Raw genomic sequence first — 18,311 nt, 5'->3', positions numbered from 1 at the left:
GTATGGGCTAACGAATGGCGACAATGATACGCAAGGGTTCGGACATCACCAAACCCAAACAGTCGGCTATTGCCTGACAGCCGGCCTGGGCCCAGACTTTACGGCTTGATCCGTGAGTGCCCATTGTAATGATTCGACTCCGTAAAATGCTGTTCATCCTGCTAGGCGTGCTTTCGCTGGCTGGCGTTGCTCGCGCCGATGCGCCAGTGGTGACCTGGCCGCAAGGCTGGCAGATCGAAGCCCTGCCTGACTCTGCGTCGGGGGTCAGCCGCCAGCGGGCGGTCAAAAATGATCAGAATGGAGCGCCGCTCCTGGTGATGGAGCTGACCATGAGTCCGGTGCAAAGCGATCATCAGGTAAACCTCGAAGGCGTATTGCTGGAAATGCGCAAGTCAGTACAAAAAGACTTCTTTCAGGGTGGGTACCAAAGTGTCTGCACGCGAATTCATTCGACTACGCTGAGTCGATTGGCTGCGTTGGAAACAACCTGCACCGTCACGCAAAACGGCAGGCACGTGCTTTCTCAAACATTGGTGGCCGCGGTGGATGCCGATAAGGCCTATGTTCTTTCCTACGCAGGACAGGCCGAGGCTTATAAGGCGAGTCAGGAGGAAATAGACGCTGCCCGTAACAGCTTGAAACTTTAGTTAGCGACAGTGCTTTTTTGATGCATGAAGAATATTTTAGATATCCAAATGGATTAAGCACAAAGTAGTTGGCGGTCGGGTAATTGTCTGGCGCTCGCCACGGCATTTTAGATAATCCATGAAAAAGCCCTGCATAAGCAGGGCTTTTTTGTCGCCGCGGGAGTTAGCCGCGCAGCCAGGAATCAACGGTGGCTGCACCGTACTGTTCTTTCCAGGCTTTCAGGCCGCGGTGATTGCCACCCTTGGTTTCAATCAGCTCGCCGGTGTGCGGGTTCTGATAAACCTTGACCACACGGGCGCGACGGGTTTTAGGTGCGGCCGCCTGCAGCAGGCCGGATTTTGCCGGATTTGGATCGAGTATGGCGATGATGTCGCGCAGGCTCTTGCCATAGGTTTTCATCAAGCCCTGGAGCTTCTCTTCGAATTCGATTTCTTTCTTGAGCCCGGCATCGTTCTTCAGGGACTCCAACTGCTTGAGCTGTTCTTGAAGGGCCTTTTCGGCTGCACGGAATTCAGCGAGTCTGGACAATATCTTTACTCCAATAGTGTGTTTGGTTGATGCCAACCGCAAACAAAGCTATAAGCCAAGAGCCTTGAAGCGACTCGGTGATAGTGGCTCACCCGCCAATTTAGCGCAGGCATGAAAAATTGTAGTAGTTAATTGCCCAAGAGTAAATCCTGTCTTTTTCTTCATGTAACGGCAGTAGTGTTTTGATTCAAATTGGTGCGTGTAGTCGTTGTTTTATCGATTAAATTTTCGAGTTAATGGTCGCTTAATGCACTAATGAATTCCGCACCTGGCATGGGTTTGCCGAACAGATAACCTTGCAGGAAGTTGACCTGGTGAGCGCTCAGGTAATCACTTTGCTCGCGGGTTTCGACACCTTCGGCCACCATGGCCAGGTCGAGCTTGACGGCCAGTTCGATGATGCTGTCGAGGATGTGGCTGGAGAGTGTGTCGATACCGATCATGGCGACAAAACTCTGGTCTATTTTCAGGAAGTCCACATTGAACTGCCGCAGGTAGCCAAGGCTTGAATGACCGGTGCCGAAATCGTCGATGGCGATTTTCACGCCCAGTTCGCGAAGTTGCTCGAACAATTGCAAGGTAATGGCCGTGGGCTCGATCAGTTCGCGCTCGGTCAGTTCCAGCACCAGATGGATCGAGCCTGGTTCGAACGCATCGAGAAATTCGCGACAGTCTTTGATCAGATCCAGGTCATGGCAATGACTGGCGGTGATGTTGATGCCGATGTGAAACGGTTTGTTGAACCTGGCGGATTGCGGCCCGAGCAGGGCGGCGGTTTGTTTCATCAGCGAACGGGTCATCGGCACGATCAGTCCCGAGTGCTCGGCAAACGGGATGAACAGGTCCGGACGCACCAGGCCTTCCTTCGGATGTTTCCAGCGCATCAGCACTTCAGCGCCGGACCAGCTTTTGTTGTCGCCATGCACGACGGGTTGGAAATACGGAATGAACTCTGCGGCTTCCAGTGCCCGTTGCATTTCCTGGGTCGGTGCCGAGGCGCGTTTTTGCAGGAAATGACCGATTGACCCGGCAATCACGCTGAAGAAAATCAGCAGGCTGAACAGGGGTGGATACTCGCTGCTCATGTATCGCCAGGTTTCGCCCTCGGGGAAACCGGCTTCCACGGCAAATGCGTAGTGCCCGGAGCTCAAACGACTCTGCGCAACCGGCATTGCCGGCGCAGTACCGCTGTGAACCTTGCCGTCGGCGGACATCCAGTCCGGGCCAACCTGCAGCAACAGCAGGGTGTTGCGGCCGATCAAGCGCAGGATATTGCTCAAGTGATAACCGTCGAGGGTCGTCAACGCGCCTTTTTTGCCTTCGCTCAGCCGGTACACCAGCAAGGCGGTGTTGGGCGTCACCGGGTTGCCATTCATGAGCCATAAGGCGCCCTGGGTGTAGTCACCGGAATTGACCTTCTCCTGAAAGTCTCCGAACAACGAACTGCAATAGAGGTTGTTGTCCCACACCAGGTTGGTTGAGCGTACGAATGGGCGGCGAGTGACCTGCTCGCGCAGGGCCAGATTGACGTCGCTGCAACTCTGGCCAGCCATCGGTAACAGCACGCGAGCGGCCTGGGCGGTGTTGTCGAGCATCAGTTCGAACTGGCGAACAGCGTCCTCGGCGGTCTGTTCGGTGTCTTGTTTAAGCGCACGCCCTGCTTGCATGTAAAGAATGGCGGCTCCCAGCACCACCGGGAGCAATCCACTGATCAGGGTGACCGCAATTTTTGTGCGGCGACTGCGGGTTTTGGCTTTCAGTGGCATTCGCGAATCCTGTCACGAAGAAGTAAGGCTCTCAAACGCTGGCAGGGCAAGACGCCTCCCATGAAGAGTTCGAATATGGGCCATGATAGTTGGCCCTTGGCGGTTATGCCGCTCAACGCAGGTCGAGACTTTCGGCGACCTTGATAAAGGCCAGTGTCGCCGGAGATGCCTGGCGTCGATCGAGTACCGCCAGGCCAACCTGGCGCAACACCGCCGGCGACAGCGGTTTTTTCACGCAGCGGCGGTCAATTTGGTTGGGCAAAGAACCTTCGGCAACCACCGTCACCCCGTCGCCACGAGCGACGACATCCAGGGTGCTCATCAACTGCGAGCAGCGATAGCGGATGTTGGGCGTCAGTCGGGCCGTGGTGAACAGGCGTGAAACCAGTTCCGAAGAACCGGCCTCGGTCAGTACAAACGGGGTGTGACACAGGTCTTTCAGACTCAGGCTGTCGTAACTGGCCAGCGGATGTCCGGCGGGCAGCAACGCGACCATCTGGTCTTCGACCAGCGCGACCGTGTCGAAACGCTCCTCGGGCAACACCACAAAGCCGATGTCGATCCGTCGCTCCTCCAGCCACTGCAGCACCTGGCGGTCGGGGCCTTCGTCGATATGCACCTCGATGCCGGGATGAGTGGCGCGGTATTGCTGCAGAATCAACGGCAACAATTTGATCGAAGAGGTCGGGCCGAAGGAGCCGATACGCAGCGTGCCGCGCTTCATGCCCCTCGCGTCCGCCGCTTCCTGGCGCAGGGTGTTGGCCAGGCCCAGCATCGCTCGGGCGCGCAGCAACAACTGTTGGCCAATGTCGCTCAACTCGATTCGGGATTGATGCCGGCGCAACAACTCGACGCCCAACTCCTGCTCCAGGGACTTCAAGGCATGGGACACCGCCGATTGGGAAATACCCAGGCGATTGGCCGCTGCCGTGAAGCCGTGGAGTTCGGCCACGAGGGAGAAAATCTCCAGTTGAGTGAGGGTCATGAGTGTTTGCTCATTTTACGATGACTAAGTATTAGTCGAATGATACGTCATCTCTCTGACATGCGGTCCTGGAAACGATGACGATCTGCGAGCAATCCCTGTCAAAACCCTCGGATCTGCCGGTCTACCTGAAACTGGCGGCGGTCACCATGGTGTGGGGCGGCACCTTTGTTGCCGGACGCTATCTGGCCGACAGCCTCAGTCCGATGCTGGCGGCCAGCCTGCGGTTTCTGCTGGCCAGCGTGGCGTTGCTGCTGTTTGTGCGCATGGCACGGATAACGCTGGTCTGGCCCAGCCTGCGGCAATGGCGGCAACTGCTGTTGCTTGGCTTTTTCGGGATCTTTTTTTACAACCTGTGCTTCTTTTATGGCCTGCACTACATCAACGCTTCGCGGGCCTCTTTAATCGTCGCGTTGAATCCGGCCGTGATCGGCCTCGCTTCCTGGCTGCTGTTCAAGGAGCGCCTGAACCGGGCCAAAGTTGTCGGAATTGCCGTTTGTATCGCGGGCGCGAGCGTGGTGATCGTCAGCCGCAACCCGCAATTGTTGACCGGGGGTGCCGACGCCTGGCTCGGTGATCTGCTGATCTTCGGTTGCGTCCTCGGCTGGGGTGTCTATTCGCTGTGCTCCAGAGAACTGAACCAGACCCTGGGACCTGTGCAAACGGTGACGTATTCGATTTTGCTGGGCACCGTCATGCTCTGGATGACCTGCATCGTGCGCGATGAGGTGAGTGTCGCCGCGATCACCCAACTGGGGGCGCAGCAATGGTTGAGCCTTTTATACCTGGGCGTGCTGGGGTCGGCGCTGGCCTATATCGGCTATTACGACGGCATCCGCAAAATCGGCGCGACACGTTCCGGCGTGTTCATTGCCTTGAACCCGCTGACGGCGGTGATCCTTGGCGCGCTGCTGCTGGATGAGCCATTGACGCTGGCCATGTGCCTGGGCGGCGGGCTGATTCTGGCGGGGATTTTCCTGTGCAATAAACCCCTTGCGCGAGGAGGGAAAAAGGGGATTTGATACAGAAGGCGGACAAACTGATTTACGCTGTGTAGAATCGGGTTACGCATACAATAATAATCGTCTTCTGGCAGCAGAAGCCTCGCCCGCAAGAGCCTTGGGTCGACAATGAAGATATTCGGGTTTCAACTGATCTACGGTGACTTTCTCGCCCGCAGTGTGCGGGGCATCTCCTGTGCGCCACCCGCCGGTCTCAGCATTGCTAGCAACTAACATTAGTTAATTCCAAAAGCATGATGAGGCGCCAACCATGGCCGATCTATACGAAAACCCAATGGGCCTGATGGGCTTTGAATTCATCGAGCTCGCATCGCCGACCCCGAACACCCTGGAGCCGATCTTCGAGATCATGGGCTTCACCAAGGTGGCGACCCACCGTTCCAAGGACGTGCACCTGTATCGCCAGGGCGCGATCAACCTGATCCTCAACAACGAACCCCACAGCGTGGCCTCGTACTTTGCCGCCGAGCACGGTCCGTCGGTGTGCGGCATGGCGTTCCGCGTCAAGGATTCGCAAAAAGCCTACAAACGCGCCCTGGAAATCGGCGCCCAGCCGATCCACATTGAAACCGGCCCGATGGAGCTGAACCTGCCGGCGATCAAAGGCATCGGCGGCGCGCCGCTGTACCTGATCGACCGCTTCGGCGAAGGCAGTTCGATCTATGACATCGACTTCGTGTTCATCGAAGGCGTTGACCGTCACCCGGTCGGTGCCGGCCTGAAAATCATCGATCACCTGACTCACAACGTGTATCGCGGTCGCATGGCCTACTGGGCCAATTTCTACGAGAAGCTGTTCAATTTCCGTGAAATCCGCTACTTCGACATCAAGGGCGAGTACACCGGCCTGACCTCCAAGGCCATGACCGCACCCGATGGCATGATCCGCATTCCGTTGAACGAAGAATCGTCCAAGGGCGCTGGGCAGATCGAAGAGTTCCTGATGCAGTTCAACGGCGAGGGCATCCAGCACGTTGCTTTCCTGTCCGATGACCTGCTCAAGACCTGGGATCACCTGAAAAGCATCGGCATGCGCTTCATGACCGCGCCGCCGGAGACCTACTACGAAATGCTCGAAGGCCGTTTGCCGAACCACGGTGAGCCGGTGGGCGAATTGCAGGCACGGGGTATCTTGCTGGACGGTTCTTCCGAGTCGGGCGACAAGCGTCTGCTGCTGCAGATCTTCTCGGAAACCCTGATGGGGCCGGTGTTCTTCGAGTTCATCCAGCGCAAGGGTGACGACGGTTTCGGCGAAGGCAACTTCAAGGCACTGTTCGAGTCCATCGAGCGTGACCAGGTGCGTCGTGGTGTTCTCTCCACCGACTAACTTGTTGACGCTGTAAAAAACTGTGGGAGCGGCGGTGCGACGATTCGACTTGCTCGCGAAGGCGTCGTTTCAGTCTACTTAAATAGTGACTGATACACCGCTTTCGTGAGCAAGCCCGCTCCCACATTTGTTTTGTGTGTGCTTAAGGCCTGCGCTGCCGCACCAGATGCTTGAACCCTTCAAACACCAGCACCAGCACGGCCATCCAGATCGGGATGTAGGTCAGCCATTCGCCGGTCTTGATACTTTCCCCCAGCAGCAACGCCACCCCCAGCAGCAACACCGGTTCGACGTAGCTCAACAAGCCGAACAGGCTGAACGGCAGCAGGCGACTGGCAATGATGTAGACCACCAGCGCCGAAGCACTGATCACGCCGAGCAGCGGGATCAACAGCGACAACCATGGATGCTGGTCAAACACACTAAAACCTTGCGCGCCGCTCTGAACGAACCAGAACGCCACCGGCAGGGTCAACGCCATGTCCAACCACAAGCCACCGAGATTGTCCGTTGCCAGCCGTTTGCGCACGACGAAGTAGGTCGGATAACCCATGCAGACCAGCAAGGTCGCCCAGGAAAAACCACCCACCTGGTACACCTCGTTGATCACGCCCAGGCAGGCGAACACCACGGCGATTTTTTGCAGATAGGACAGGCGCTCGCCATAAGCGATCCGCCCGGTCAGGACCATGGTCAGCGGCAGCAGGAAGTAACCGAGGGACACATCCAGGCTGTAACCGTTCAGCGGCGCCCACATGAACAGCCATAGTTGCACGGCGAGCAGGGCAGAGGAGAGGATCAGCGCACCAATCAGTTTCGGATTGGCCATGGCGCGCCGAACGATCTCCAGCACGCGCTTCCACTCGCCGGATACCACCATGAACACGGTCATGCACGGCACGGTCAGCAGCATGCGCCAACCGAAGATTTCCACGCCGCTCAAGGGGGTGAGCAGCGATGTGTAGTAATACATGACGGCAAACAGCACCGAGGCTGAAACCGATAGAGCGATACCTTTAGACAAGCTGTCCTCGCGATGTTGAAGGTGAAACGGGGGGGCGGAGGATACGTGGTTTTTGGGCCGGATATTGACCAATCAATCAACACCGCCCAACTGTAGGAGCGAGCCTGCTCGCGATGGTGTGTCAGTTGACATCTATGTAGCTGACCCACCATCGCGAGCAGGCTCGCTCCTACAGTGGTTTTGTGTTGATTCAGGGAGTGCGCGGTTTGCGCCCCGGCACAAAATGGCTCACATCATTGAACCCCGGTGTCGACGCATGCCCCGGCGTCACCATCGAATCGATGAACGCCTCGTCCTCGGCCGTGATCTGCACCGCCTGCGCCTTAGTGTAGGCGTCCCATTGCTCTTCGGTACGTGGCCCGACAATGGCCGAGGTCACGGCGCTGTTGTTCAGCACCCAGGCAATTGCGAACTCGACGATGCCGACGCCGCGCTGCCGGGTGTATTCCTGGATTTGCTGGGCGATGCGCAGGGATTCGACGCGCCATTCGGTTTCCAGGATGCGTTTGTCCTGGCGCCCGGCACGGCTGTTGGCGTCCGGTTTCACATCCGGTGCGTATTTGCCGCTGAGCACCCCGCGTGCCAGCGGGCTGTAGGGCACCACGCCCAGACCGAAGTTTTGCGCCGCCGTGATCTGCTCGGTTTCCGCCTGGCGGTTGACGATGTTGTACAGCGGCTGGCTGATCACCGGGTGGTCAACGCCCAGTCTGTCGGCCACGCGGATGACTTCGGCAATGCGCCAGCCACGGTAGTTCGACAGACCCCAATAGCGGATTTTACCCTGGCGGATCAAGTCGCCGATGGCCGATACCGTGACTTCCAGCGGCGTGTTGTGGTCTTCGCGGTGCAGGTAGTAGATGTCGAGGTAGTCGGTGCCCAGGCGCGTCAGGCTGGCCTCGAGACCGTTGAACAGGTGCTTGCGGCTCAAACCACTGCGGTTCGGTACGCCATCCACCGGACCGAAGCCGACCTTGGTCGCCAGCACCCATTCATGACGGCGGCTGGCGATGGCCTCGCCGACGATTTCTTCGGAGCGGCCATTGGTGTAGACGTCGGCGGTGTCGATGAAATTGATGCCCTGGTCCCAGGCCTTGTCGATGATTTGCAGGGAATCTTCGGTGCTGGTCTGTTCGCCGAACATCATGGTGCCCAGGGTCAGGGTGGACACCTGCAGACCCGACTGACCGAGTGTGCGATAGCTCATGAGCAAATCCTTTTACCAGTGGGAAAGGCTCAATCAGATACCAGAACGATCGCGAGGATCAAACGGAAATATCGAACACCGCAGATCAAACTGTGGGAGCGGGCTTGCTCGCGAAGGCGGTGTATCAGTCGACGTTGATGTGACTGACACTCCCTCTTCGCGAGCAAGCCCGCTCCCACAGGGGATTTGCGGTGCTTAGGCGCGCAAGGTGCGGGTCATGCGCAACGCCAGCAAACTGCCGCAGACAATCACACCCGCCAGCAGATACAACGCCGCATCGGTCGAACCGGTACTGTCCTTGACCCAACCCACCAGGTACGGGCTGAGGAAGCCAGCCATCTGCCCCATGGAGTTGATCAGCGCCAACCCACCCGCCGCCGCACCAGCACTGAGCAGCGCGGTCGGCACCGGCCAGAACATCGGCAAGCCGGTGAGGGCGCCCATGGTGGCGATGGTCAGGCCGAGAATGGCGATGGCCGGGTTGGCGGCGAAGTTCACCGCGATCAGCAGGCCGAGCGCGCCCATCAGCATCGGCACCACCAAGTGCCAGCGGCGCTCTTTGCGCAGGTCCGCCGAGCGGCCGACGATCAGCATGAACACCGCGGCCAGCAGGTACGGAATCGCACTGAGCCAGCCGATCACCAGGTTATCGCTGAAGCCGAGGTTCTTGATGATCGATGGCAACCAGAAGTTGATCGCGTAGACACCGCTCTGGATGCAGAAGTAGATCAGGCCAAAGGCCCAGATCGCCGGGTTCTTGAACACCGCCAGCAGCGAATCGGTCGTGTTTTTCGGTTTGTTGGCCAGGTCCTCAGCGTGGTCGGCTTCCAGCACCGAACGCTCGAACGGAGTCAGCCATTTGGCATTGGCGTAACTGTCGCTGAGCAGGAAATAAGCCAGTGCGCCGAGGATTACGGTCGGAATGCCTTGCAGCAGGAACATCCACTGCCAGCCAGCGAGGCCGCCCTGGCCTGCGGCGAAGTGGTTGAGAATCCAGCCGGAGAACGGGCTGCCGAGCAGGCCTGAAACCGGTATCGCCGACATGAACAGCGCCATGATGCGGCCACGGCGGAAGGTCGGGAACCACTGCGAGAGATACAACACCACACCCGGGAAGAAGCCGGCTTCGGCGGCGCCAGTGAACAGGCGCAAGGTGTAGAACTCGGTCGGGGTGGTGACGAACAGGAGGCAGGTCGACAGGGTGCCCCAGGTGATCATCATCAGCGCGATCCAGCGTCGCGGGCCGAACTTGGTCAGCGCAAGGTTGCTGGGCACGCCGCACAGCACGTAGCCGATAAAGAAGATGCCGGCGCCGAGGCCGTACACGGTTTCGCTGAACTTCAGCGCGTCGAGCATCTGCAATTTGGCGAAGCCAACGTTTACCCGGTCGAGGTAGTTGAACAGGTAGCAGATGAAAATGAAGGGGATCAAACGCAGGGTGATGCGCTTGTAGACGGCGTTTTTGTCGTCAGCGATGGCCTCGGACGCTACGGCGCTCTGTGTCATGGCGGCTCTCTCTTTATTATGATTTTTTGCGATGCAAAGGGTAACGTTGATCGCCCTGAGAGTCTCGACCACCCTCAGGGTGGCTGTCTTTGTGCCTGAGCACAGGGTTTGCCACCAAGGCCTGTGCGGGTGAACAATCCGTTCCATTACCGTCTTCAAGGATCACGTGCATGTTCGAACTCGATCACGACCTGGCCCAGGACATCGTCGACCGGGCGATGGCCATTTTGCCGTACAACGTCAACGTCATGGACAGCCAGGGCCTGATCCTGGGCAGCGGTGAACCGGAGCGGGTCAACACCCGGCACGAAGGCGCGCAACTGGTCCTGGCCAACGGCCGGGTGGTGGAGATCGATGCGCAGACGGCGATTCATCTCAAGGGCGTGCAGCCGGGTATCAACCTGCCGCTGATGCTCGACCAGCGCCTGATCGGCGTATTGGGCATCACCGGCGAACCCGAGCAACTGCGTACCTACGCCGAATTGGTGCGCATGACCGCCGAAATGCTGGTGGGCCAGCGCAACCAGCAGGCCGAGCTGCAATGGCGGCGCCAGCGCTGCGATGATCTGCTGGCGCTGCTGCTCAGCGAAGCCGGGGACTCTCCGCGACTGGTCGATGAAGCGGCCCAGTTGGGCCTCAAGCCGCAATTGACCCGGGTGCCGTATCTATTCGAACTGGGCCTGGAGCACGCACCGGGGCAAACCGTCGAGGCACTCAGCGCCTGGTTGACCAGCCGCCACCCCGACAGTTGGTGCGTGAGCTCGGCCAAGACCTCGTTGCTCTGGTGCCGGCCGGCCAGCCAGTCGGTGGAGAACGAGCGCTTGCTGGATAAGCTCGACGGCCTGGGCTGGAACATCCTGCGTATCGCCGTGGGTGGGCAGGCCGACGGGCTGACGGGGTTGCGCCGCTGCTATCGTCGGGTCGGTGACTTGCTGGCCTACGGACGCGAGGTGTTGCCGCGCTGCCGATTGCTGACGCTCAACCGCTACCGGCTGCCGGTGATGCTCTGGCGCCACCGCAACGACGATGCTCTCGATGAATTGCTCAACCCGCTGCGCAAGGTCATTGCCAAGGACGGCAACGGCCAACTGCTGGCGACCCTGCGCAGCTGGTGCGAACACGGCGGCCAGAGCCAGGCTTGCGCCGATGCACTGGGCATTCATCGCAACAGCCTGCGCTATCGCATGGAGCGGATTGCCGAGCTTAGCGGGGTTGATCCGTTGCGACTCGATGGCATGCTGGCCCTCTATCTCGGCGTGCAACTCCTGCCCCAGACAGACGCGCCCACCTGAACCACGCACACACATTCCCTGTGGGAGCGGGCTTGCTCGCGAAAGCGGTGGGTCAAACAACATTGATGCTGCTGACACACCGCTTTCGCGAGCAAGCCCGCTCCCACAAAAAGCAGGTACTTTGTGGAAATGAACAATAATCCTCATCGCCGTTTGTGCAGCGGACCGGCGTTATTGTTCATGGCGGCTGGCAGCATGTGGACATTGGAACTGGAGAATTCCCATGAAAATCGTGATCGCCCCCGATTCGTTCAAGGACAGCCTCAGCGCTCAAGGCGTGGCCGATGCCATTGCATTGGGATTGGCACAGGTGTGGCCGGATGCACAATTGATCAAATGCCCGATGGCCGACGGTGGGGAAGGGACTGTCGAGTCGATTCTTGCCGCGTGCGAAGGCCAATTGCGTCGTACCCTGGTGCGCGGGCCGCTGGGGGCCACGGTGGAAGCCGCCTGGGGCTGGTTGCCGCAGAGCCACACCGCAATCATCGAAATGGCCGAGGCCAGTGGTTTGCAGTTGGTCCCGGTGGCGCAGCGGGATGCGTGCATCAGCAGCACCTTCGGCACCGGGCAATTGATCCACGCCGCGCTGGATGCCGGTGCTCAACGGGTGATCCTGGCGATTGGCGGCAGTGCGACCAATGACGGCGGCGCCGGTGCCATGCAGGCGCTGGGTGTGAAATTGCTGAACGCCCAGGGGCAGACGCTGTCACCGGGTGGGCTCGCCCTTGCGCAACTGGCCCGCGTCGACCTCAGCGACCTCGATCCGCGTCTGGCGCAGGTGCGCTTCGACATCGCCGCCGACGTCAATAATCCGCTGTGCGGCCCCCACGGTGCCTCGGCGATTTTTGGCCCGCAAAAAGGTGCGTCGCCCGTGCAGGTCGAACAGCTTGACCGGGCACTGGGGCACTTTGCCGAGCATTGCGCGACTGCCTTGGGCAAGGACGTTCGCGACGAACCGGGCAGCGGCGCGGCGGGTGGCCTGGGGTTTGCCGCCAAAGCGTTCCTGGGCGCGCAATTCAAGGCCGGGGTCGAGGTGGTCGGTGAACTGGTAGGCCTGGCCGAGGCGGTTGCAGGCGCCGATCTGGTGATCACCGGCGAAGGACGTTTCGATGCGCAAACCCTGCGCGGCAAGACGCCGTTTGGTGTGGCGCGTGTCGCCAGCCAGCACGCCGTGCCGGTCATCGTCATCGCCGGCACACTGGGCGACGGGTACCAGGCACTCTATGAGCATGGCATCGACGCTGCGTTTGCCCTGGCAAGCGGGCCGATGACCCTGGAGCAGGCCTGTGCCGAGGCGCCGCGTCTGCTGCGTGAACGGGCGACCGATATCGCGCGTGTCTGGCGGATGGCTGTCCGCTGCGGCTGAGAGTTTTTCTGTGGCTTTCTGTGGCGAGGGGGCTTGTCGGAACGCCGCATCGCCCCGTTCGGCTGCGCAGCAGCCGCAATACGTATACGGGATTTACCAGGCAAAAAGCGGGACTGCTTCGCAGTCCAACGGGGGGAAGCCCCCTCGCCACAAAAGCTCCGCCAGCCGATTTGGTGGTGGAATTGAAAGCCATGGTGGCGTGTTTCGTGATTTGAGATAGGGTTGTGGCTGGGAGCACCCGCGCGATAGGAGACCGACATGCGCTACTCAGCCTTGACCCAACGAATTGCCGGTGACGGAGCGGCGGCCTGGCAGATTCACGATCGAGCGCTGCAATTGCGCGAACAGGGCGTCGATGTCCTGTTGCTGTCAATCGGCGACCCGGATTTCGATACGCCACAACCCATCGTCCAGGCCGCCATCGCCAGCCTGTTGGCCGGTGATACGCACTACCCCGAAGTCCGCGGCAGTCGAGGGCTGCGCGATAGCATCGCGCGCCGGCATCGGCAACGCAGTGGCCAGGTGGTGGATGCCGAACATGTGATCGTCTTTCCGGGCGCGCAGTGTGCGGTGTATTCGGTGGCGCAATGCTTGCTCGATCCGGGCGATGAAGTGATTGTCGCCGAGCCGATGTACGTGACCTATGAAGGCGTGATCGGTGCGTGTGCGGCCACAGTGGTCCCGGTGCCGGTACGCCCGCAGAACGGTTTTCGCGTCGACCCGGCGGATGTCGCGGCGCGGATCACGGCGAAGACACGCGCCATCCTGCTCAACAGTCCGAACAATCCATCCGGCGCCAGTTTGCCGCTGGCCATCTGGCAGGAGTTGGCGGCGCTGTGCATTCGTCACGATTTGTGGCTGATCAGCGATGAGGTCTACAGCGATCTGCTGTTCGAAGGCCAGCACATCAGCCCCGCGAGCCTGCCGGGTATGGCCGAGCGGACGGCGACGATCAACAGCCTATCCAAGTCCCATGCCATGAGCGGTTGGCGGGTGGGCTGGGTGATCGGGCCCAAACCCATGGCCGGGCACCTGGTCAATTTGTCCCTGAGCATGCTGTTCGGCATTCCGGATTTCGTGCAGAACGCCGCGCAGTTGGCCCTGGACCGGGACCTGCCGGAAGTGGCCTCGATGCGTGAAGAGTATCGCCAGCGGCGTGACCTGGTGTGTGCCAGCCTGGGCCAATGTCCGGGCCTCAAGCCGATTCGCCCGGATGGCGGCATGTTCGTGATGGTCGATGTACGCCAGACCGGGTTGTCGGCCCAGCGCTTCGCCGAATGCCTGCTGGAGGGCTATGGCGTGTCGGTGCTGGCCGGTGAAGCCTTCGGCCCGAGCGCGGCGGGGCATATCCGCATCGGGCTGGTGGTGGACCGCGGCAAACTGGCGGATGCCTGCCGACGCATTGCCCTGTGCGCGGCGGATTTGCTGGTCGCGCGCCGCGCCTGATCCCTCAAGCTTTCCACGCTCGGGCGTTGACCAGATTGGCCGGACGTTCCCCCGCCAGCGCTGCCAACAGATTGTCCACCGCGCATCTGGCCATGGCCTCCCGTGTTTCATGGGTGGCCGAGCCGATGTGTGGTGTCGCCACCAGGTTGTTCAACTGCAACAACGGCGAGTCCCGGTTCAACGGTTCGCGTTCGAATACATCCAGCCCCGCCGCGCGAATCCGCCCCGCACGCAAGGCTTCGATCAGCGCTGTTTCGTCCACTACCTTGCCCCGTGAAATATTGATGAAGATGCTCTCGGGACGCATCTGGGCGAACTGTTCTGCACCGATCAGCCCTTCGGTTTGCGCAGTCAGCGGCAACGTCAGGCAAACGAAGTCGGCCTGTTGCAACAGCTCCGGCAGGCTTCGGTATTGCGCATTGAACCGCTGTTCCACCGCCGGTTTCGGTGACTGGCTGTGATAGATCACCGGCATGCCAAAGCCGAAATGCCCGCGCTGCGCGAGGGCCTCGCCAATGCGGCCCATGCCAATGATGCCCAGGGTCTTGCCGTGCACGTCGCTGCCGAAATGCGCGGGGCCGATGTTGCGGGTCCACTTGCCTTCGCGAATCATGTTTGCCAGTTCCACGACGCGCCGGGCCGTTGCCAGGATCAGCGCGAAACCAGTGTCGGCGGTGGTTTCTGTCAATACATCCGGCGTGTTGCTGAGCAGGATGTGCCTCTGGGTCAGGTAGTCGATGTCGTAGTTATCGACACCCACCGAGACGCTGGCAATGGCTTGGAGGTCGGGTGCCAGGTCGAGCAGTTCGGCATCCAGTTTCAGGCTGGCACCCAGCAAACCGTGGACGCGGGGCAGGGCATCGCGCAGTTTGCCCAGGCCCTCGGCATCAAGGTTTTCGATCAGCGTCACTTCGGCCTGCTCGTGCAGGCGAGCCATCAATAGCGGCGAGAGTTTCTTGTACAGGACGACCTGCTTTTTCATCTTAGAGATCTCAACTTCAATTCAGGAATGTGCCGTGGCGGTGCGCGTTACCGTGGCCGTGGGCCGCTCCCGATCGCTGGCGCCGGGCTTGAGGAAAGTCGTCAATACCACCGAAAACATCAGTGCGCCGCTCATCAACAGGTACGAGGCGCCGGGCGAACCGGTGGAGCTGTTCAGGTAACCGACCAGATACGAACCGCCAAAGGAACCGAGGGCGCCCATGCTGTTGATCAGCGCCATGGCGCCGCCGGCGACGTTGGCCGGGAGGATCTCCGGAATGATCGCGAAGAACGGTCCGTAAGGCGCGTACATGCAGGCGCCGGCAATCACCAGCAGGGTGTAGGACCACCAGAAGTGTTCGGCACCCAAGGCGTAGGAGCCATAGAAGGCAATCGAGGCAATCAGCAGTGGCGGCCAGACGAAACGTTTACGTTTTTGCAGCTTGTCCGAACCCCAGGACACCAGCAGCATGCCGATCACCGCCGCCAGGTAGGGCAGCGCCGACAGCCAGCCGGCCTGGACCATGTCCATCTGCGCGCCGGCCTTGAGGATCGACGGCAGCCACAGCACGAAGCCGTACACGCCAATGCTCCAGCAGAAAAACTGCAGGGCCAGGATGATCACCTTGGGTGAGCGGAACGCTTCGGCGTAATTCTTCACGGCCTTGATGCCAACCTGTTCGGCGGCCAATGCGCATTCCAGGTCCTGTTTTTCCTGGTCGTTGAGCCACTTGGCCTGGGACGGACGATCATCGGCCAGGCGCCACCAGATGAATGCCCACAACACCGCTGGCAAACCTTCGACGATGAACATCCAGCGCCAGCTGTAGTGCTGCACCAGATAGCCCGAGACCACCGACATCCAGAGCATGGTCACCGGGTTACCGAGGATCAGGAAGGTGTTGGCCCGCGAGCGTTCGGCGCGGGTGAACCAGTGGCACAGGTAGATCAGCATCGCCGGCATCACTGCGGCTTCGACCACGCCAAGCATGAAGCGGATGACGATCAGCCAGTAGGCATTGGAGACAATCCCGGTCAACGTCGCCAGGCTGCCCCAGAGGATCAGGCTGACGAAAATCAGCTTCTTCACACTGTGTTTCTGCGCGTAGATCGCGCCGGGGACCTGGAAGAAAAAGTAGCCGAGGAAGAACAGCGCGCCGAGCATCGACGACAGGCCTGGGGTGATCATCAGGTCGGCCGCCATGCCGGAGGCGGCGGCGAACCCGTAGTTGGCGCGATCGAGGTACGCCAGGCTATAGGTGATGAACACGATGGGCATGATGTACCACCAGCGGCGGGTGGCGAGCGTTGCGGTTTTCATGGTGGTGCTCCTGAGCTTGTTGTTTTTGTCGCAGCAGGTAACGGTTTAAATCTTCAGTGACTGCACGGGCCTCATCGCGGGCAAGCCCGCTCCTACATTGGATCTACGTTCGACACACATCCCTTGTGGGAGCGGGCTTGCTCGCGATGGCGATCTCAAATTCGCTGACCATTTCGGATCGTGTGGGCAACCCCTCCATATCCCCCCGACTCTGCACCGCCCGGCTGCCAATCCAGTTGGCCCGCTTCACGGCTTCGGCAACGCTTTGGTTTTCCAACAGCGCGCTGATCATGCCGACGGCAAAACCATCGCCGGCACCCACCGTATCGACCACCGTTGCCACCGGCACGCCCGCCACGAAACCTTGATCTACATGTGTGCGGTAGTAAGCCCCGTGCGGGCCAAGCTTGATCGCCACGGCTTCGGCGCCCTGGTCGAGGTAGAAGGCGGCGATGTCGGCCGGGTCTTCGAAACCGCTCAGCAAGCGACCTTCGCTCAACCCCGGCAGTACCCAATGGGCGAGGGCGGCGAGGCGGTTGATCTCGGTGATCATTTGTCGTTCGCTGGCCCACAGGCTCGGGCGCAGGTTCGGGTCGAAGGACACACTGCGCCCGGCCTCGCGCATGCGGGTCATCAATTCGAACGACATCTGCCGCGCCGACTCCGACAGCGCCGGGGGAATGCCGGTGGCGTGCAGATGTCGGGCCTTGAGCAATTCGGGCACGATCGAGTGCGGCGACAGGTGACTGGCCGCCGAACCACGACGGAAGTACTCGACCACCGGATCGCTGCCATCGTCGGTGCGCGACTTGAGTTGAAAGCCGGTCGGGTGGGCGGTGTCGATGTCGACGTGGCGGCAATCCAGGCCTTGTTTTTCCAGGGTGTCGACCACGAACCGGCCCAACGAATCGGCACCGACACGGCTCAGCCATGCCACGTTGAAGCCCAATCGGGAAAGGCCAATGGCGACGTTGCTGTCAGCGCCGGCAATGCGTTTGTGGAAAGCACCTACACTGGCCAGATCACCGGCCTGGTCGGCGACGAACATCGCCATGGTCTCGCCAAAGGACAGAATATCGATCTCAGACATGAGCACTCTCCAGCTGCGATTGGCCGAGGTGGGCGAGGGCAGCGACGTGCTCGGTGGTCAGTTGCACCAGGTCATCGCCTTGCAGCGGATATTCCGCGGCCCGCATAACGCCTTGGGCCATGTGCCGCAGCAGGTGTTCCCACTGTTGCAGGTCACTGACGGCGGGTGGGATGGCGACGAGTTTGCCGTCGGCACGGCGCGTGACCGCCTTGCAATGCACATAACCGACGTGACGACCAAGCAACCGCGCGGCGCTGGCGGCGCACTGGTCCTGCCAGTGCCAATTGCCGATATCGAAGGTCATTTTGATCGGCAGCCTGTGCTGCTCGACGTCCGCGAAAAAACGCTGGAAGGGTTCAATGCGGCCGCCGTGCAGGGTCTGGTCGTTTTCCACCAGCAACTGCACGGCGCTTTCGCCCAGCACTCGGGCGAGGGTTTGCAGATCGCTGTTTTCGGTGAAGTAGCCCAGCGACACCTTCAGCCATTTGGCGCCGAACGCCCGGGCGCGTTGCAGGGCCGTGAGCAGTTCGGGGTTGGGCCTGGATTGGCCGGCCAGCCATAGCTCCATGGGTGACGAATACACGCTCTCAAGACCTTCTGCTTGAGTGGCATCGGCCAGTTGAGCAGGGTCCTCGAGGGTCAGCAGTTCTTCGCGCCACTCAATGCGCGTGGCGCCGGCGGCGGCGAGAATGCCGATGAAGCTGCCCTGGCCACGTTGACGCACAAGGTCGGCGCCGTAGCTGGAAAGGCTGATGGAAACGGCTGGTCTGTTCATTGTTTTTATACCTCTGAAACCGGTTTCATT

16 protein-coding genes are annotated in these 18,311 nt (G+C 60.3%); 6 read left to right on the top strand and 10 right to left on the bottom strand.

The window, feature by feature from the left end:
- Window positions 1-128: 128 nt before the first annotated feature.
- The gene (locus tag QMK54_RS16935; RefSeq protein ID WP_320400930.1) at window positions 129-647 is read left to right on the top strand and encodes a DUF4946 domain-containing protein; all 519 of its coding nucleotides are present in this window, start codon (window positions 129-131) and stop codon (window positions 645-647) included.
- A 163-nt stretch (window positions 648-810) separates the two neighbouring features.
- Here the strand turns inward: QMK54_RS16935 and QMK54_RS16930 are convergent, their stop codons facing one another.
- The 3 genes from QMK54_RS16930 to QMK54_RS16920 form a co-directional block, all read right to left on the bottom strand.
- Window positions 811-1,176, bottom strand: coding sequence for a histone-like nucleoid-structuring protein, MvaT/MvaU family (locus QMK54_RS16930; RefSeq protein ID WP_008051761.1), 366 nt, complete (start codon window positions 1,174-1,176; stop codon window positions 811-813).
- A 233-nt stretch (window positions 1,177-1,409) separates the two neighbouring features.
- The gene (locus QMK54_RS16925) at window positions 1,410-2,942 is read right to left on the bottom strand and encodes an EAL domain-containing protein (RefSeq protein WP_320400929.1); all 1,533 of its coding nucleotides are present in this window, start codon (window positions 2,940-2,942) and stop codon (window positions 1,410-1,412) included.
- A 112-nt stretch (window positions 2,943-3,054) separates the two neighbouring features.
- Entirely contained in the window at window positions 3,055-3,927 is an 873-nt protein-coding gene (locus tag QMK54_RS16920) for a LysR family transcriptional regulator (protein WP_110660786.1), read from the bottom strand.
- Between the two features lie 77 nt (window positions 3,928-4,004).
- On the opposite strand from QMK54_RS16920, the gene QMK54_RS16915 reads away from it, so the two are divergent.
- A complete protein-coding gene (locus QMK54_RS16915) occupies window positions 4,005-4,949 on the top strand; it encodes a DMT family transporter (protein WP_320400928.1) in 945 nt (314 codons plus the stop codon).
- 250 nt (window positions 4,950-5,199) lie between these two features.
- Window positions 5,200-6,276 (top strand): 4-hydroxyphenylpyruvate dioxygenase, encoded by a 1,077-nt coding sequence (gene hppD / locus QMK54_RS16910; RefSeq protein WP_103393203.1) that lies wholly within the window; start codon window positions 5,200-5,202, stop codon window positions 6,274-6,276.
- Between the two features lie 142 nt (window positions 6,277-6,418).
- Here the strand turns inward: hppD and rarD are convergent, their stop codons facing one another.
- The 3 genes from rarD to QMK54_RS16895 form a co-directional block, all read right to left on the bottom strand.
- Complete coding sequence (gene rarD / locus QMK54_RS16905; RefSeq protein ID WP_320400927.1) at window positions 6,419-7,300, bottom strand: EamA family transporter RarD; 882 nt, start codon at window positions 7,298-7,300, stop codon at window positions 6,419-6,421.
- A 190-nt stretch (window positions 7,301-7,490) separates the two neighbouring features.
- On the bottom strand, window positions 7,491-8,504 hold the full coding sequence (locus tag QMK54_RS16900; RefSeq protein ID WP_320400926.1) for an aldo/keto reductase: 1,014 nt from the start codon (window positions 8,502-8,504) through the stop codon (window positions 7,491-7,493).
- Between the two features lie 195 nt (window positions 8,505-8,699).
- Complete coding sequence (locus tag QMK54_RS16895; protein WP_320400925.1) at window positions 8,700-10,010, bottom strand: MFS transporter; 1,311 nt, start codon at window positions 10,008-10,010, stop codon at window positions 8,700-8,702.
- 170 nt (window positions 10,011-10,180) lie between these two features.
- On the opposite strand from QMK54_RS16895, the gene QMK54_RS16890 reads away from it, so the two are divergent.
- The 3 genes from QMK54_RS16890 (at window position 10,181) to QMK54_RS16880 (ending at window position 14,114) form a co-directional block, all read left to right on the top strand.
- The gene (locus QMK54_RS16890) at window positions 10,181-11,302 is read left to right on the top strand and encodes a sugar diacid recognition domain-containing protein (protein ID WP_110662276.1); all 1,122 of its coding nucleotides are present in this window, start codon (window positions 10,181-10,183) and stop codon (window positions 11,300-11,302) included.
- 223 nt (window positions 11,303-11,525) lie between these two features.
- Window positions 11,526-12,668: a glycerate kinase gene (locus tag QMK54_RS16885; RefSeq protein ID WP_320400924.1), complete on the top strand. Its 1,143-nt coding sequence runs from the start codon at window positions 11,526-11,528 to the stop codon at window positions 12,666-12,668.
- Window positions 12,669-12,926: 258 nt separating this feature from the next.
- Complete coding sequence (locus tag QMK54_RS16880; RefSeq protein WP_320400923.1) at window positions 12,927-14,114, top strand: pyridoxal phosphate-dependent aminotransferase; 1,188 nt, start codon at window positions 12,927-12,929, stop codon at window positions 14,112-14,114.
- A 4-nt stretch (window positions 14,115-14,118) separates the two neighbouring features.
- On the opposite strand, the gene QMK54_RS16875 is transcribed toward QMK54_RS16880, so the two are convergent.
- From QMK54_RS16875 to QMK54_RS16860, 4 genes are all read right to left on the bottom strand, one after another.
- Window positions 14,119-15,096 carry a D-glycerate dehydrogenase gene (locus tag QMK54_RS16875; protein ID WP_320400922.1) on the bottom strand — a complete coding sequence of 326 codons (978 nt, stop codon included), beginning with the start codon at window positions 15,094-15,096 and terminating at the stop codon, window positions 14,119-14,121.
- A gap of 21 nt (window positions 15,097-15,117) precedes the next feature.
- A complete protein-coding gene (locus QMK54_RS16870) occupies window positions 15,118-16,416 on the bottom strand; it encodes an MFS transporter (protein WP_223596486.1) in 1,299 nt (432 codons plus the stop codon).
- Window positions 16,417-16,519: 103 nt separating this feature from the next.
- The gene (locus QMK54_RS16865; RefSeq protein ID WP_320400921.1) at window positions 16,520-17,506 is read right to left on the bottom strand and encodes a sugar kinase; all 987 of its coding nucleotides are present in this window, start codon (window positions 17,504-17,506) and stop codon (window positions 16,520-16,522) included.
- A complete protein-coding gene (locus QMK54_RS16860) occupies window positions 17,499-18,281 on the bottom strand; it encodes a sugar phosphate isomerase/epimerase family protein (RefSeq protein WP_223596488.1) in 783 nt (260 codons plus the stop codon). Before QMK54_RS16860 ends, QMK54_RS16865 begins: the two co-directional genes overlap by 8 nt.
- Window positions 18,282-18,311: the final 30 nt, after the last annotated feature.

This window comes from Pseudomonas sp. P5_109 (assembly GCF_034009455.1).
GTDB lineage: Bacteria > Pseudomonadota > Gammaproteobacteria > Pseudomonadales > Pseudomonadaceae > Aquipseudomonas.
The sequence above is the reverse complement of the archived record's forward strand: the minus strand, read 5'-3'. Positions and strand labels throughout refer to the sequence as shown.

Coding starts and splice junctions, on each gene's coding strand:
- QMK54_RS16935 (WP_320400930.1), top strand. CDS start 129: ATGATTCGACTCCGTAAAATGCTGTTCATCCTGCTAGGCGTGCTTTCG.
- QMK54_RS16860 (WP_223596488.1), bottom strand. CDS start 18,281: ATGAACAGACCAGCCGTTTCCATCAGCCTTTCCAGCTACGGCGCCGAC.
- QMK54_RS16900 (WP_320400926.1), bottom strand. CDS start 8,504: ATGAGCTATCGCACACTCGGTCAGTCGGGTCTGCAGGTGTCCACCCTG.
- QMK54_RS16920 (WP_110660786.1), bottom strand. CDS start 3,927: ATGACCCTCACTCAACTGGAGATTTTCTCCCTCGTGGCCGAACTCCAC.
- QMK54_RS16885 (WP_320400924.1), top strand. CDS start 11,526: ATGAAAATCGTGATCGCCCCCGATTCGTTCAAGGACAGCCTCAGCGCT.
- hppD (WP_103393203.1), top strand. CDS start 5,200: ATGGCCGATCTATACGAAAACCCAATGGGCCTGATGGGCTTTGAATTC.
- QMK54_RS16890 (WP_110662276.1), top strand. CDS start 10,181: ATGTTCGAACTCGATCACGACCTGGCCCAGGACATCGTCGACCGGGCG.
- QMK54_RS16925 (WP_320400929.1), bottom strand. CDS start 2,942: ATGCCACTGAAAGCCAAAACCCGCAGTCGCCGCACAAAAATTGCGGTC.
- QMK54_RS16875 (WP_320400922.1), bottom strand. CDS start 15,096: ATGAAAAAGCAGGTCGTCCTGTACAAGAAACTCTCGCCGCTATTGATG.
- QMK54_RS16915 (WP_320400928.1), top strand. CDS start 4,005: ATGACGATCTGCGAGCAATCCCTGTCAAAACCCTCGGATCTGCCGGTC.
- QMK54_RS16865 (WP_320400921.1), bottom strand. CDS start 17,506: ATGTCTGAGATCGATATTCTGTCCTTTGGCGAGACCATGGCGATGTTC.
- QMK54_RS16895 (WP_320400925.1), bottom strand. CDS start 10,010: ATGACACAGAGCGCCGTAGCGTCCGAGGCCATCGCTGACGACAAAAAC.
- QMK54_RS16880 (WP_320400923.1), top strand. CDS start 12,927: ATGCGCTACTCAGCCTTGACCCAACGAATTGCCGGTGACGGAGCGGCG.
- QMK54_RS16870 (WP_223596486.1), bottom strand. CDS start 16,416: ATGAAAACCGCAACGCTCGCCACCCGCCGCTGGTGGTACATCATGCCC.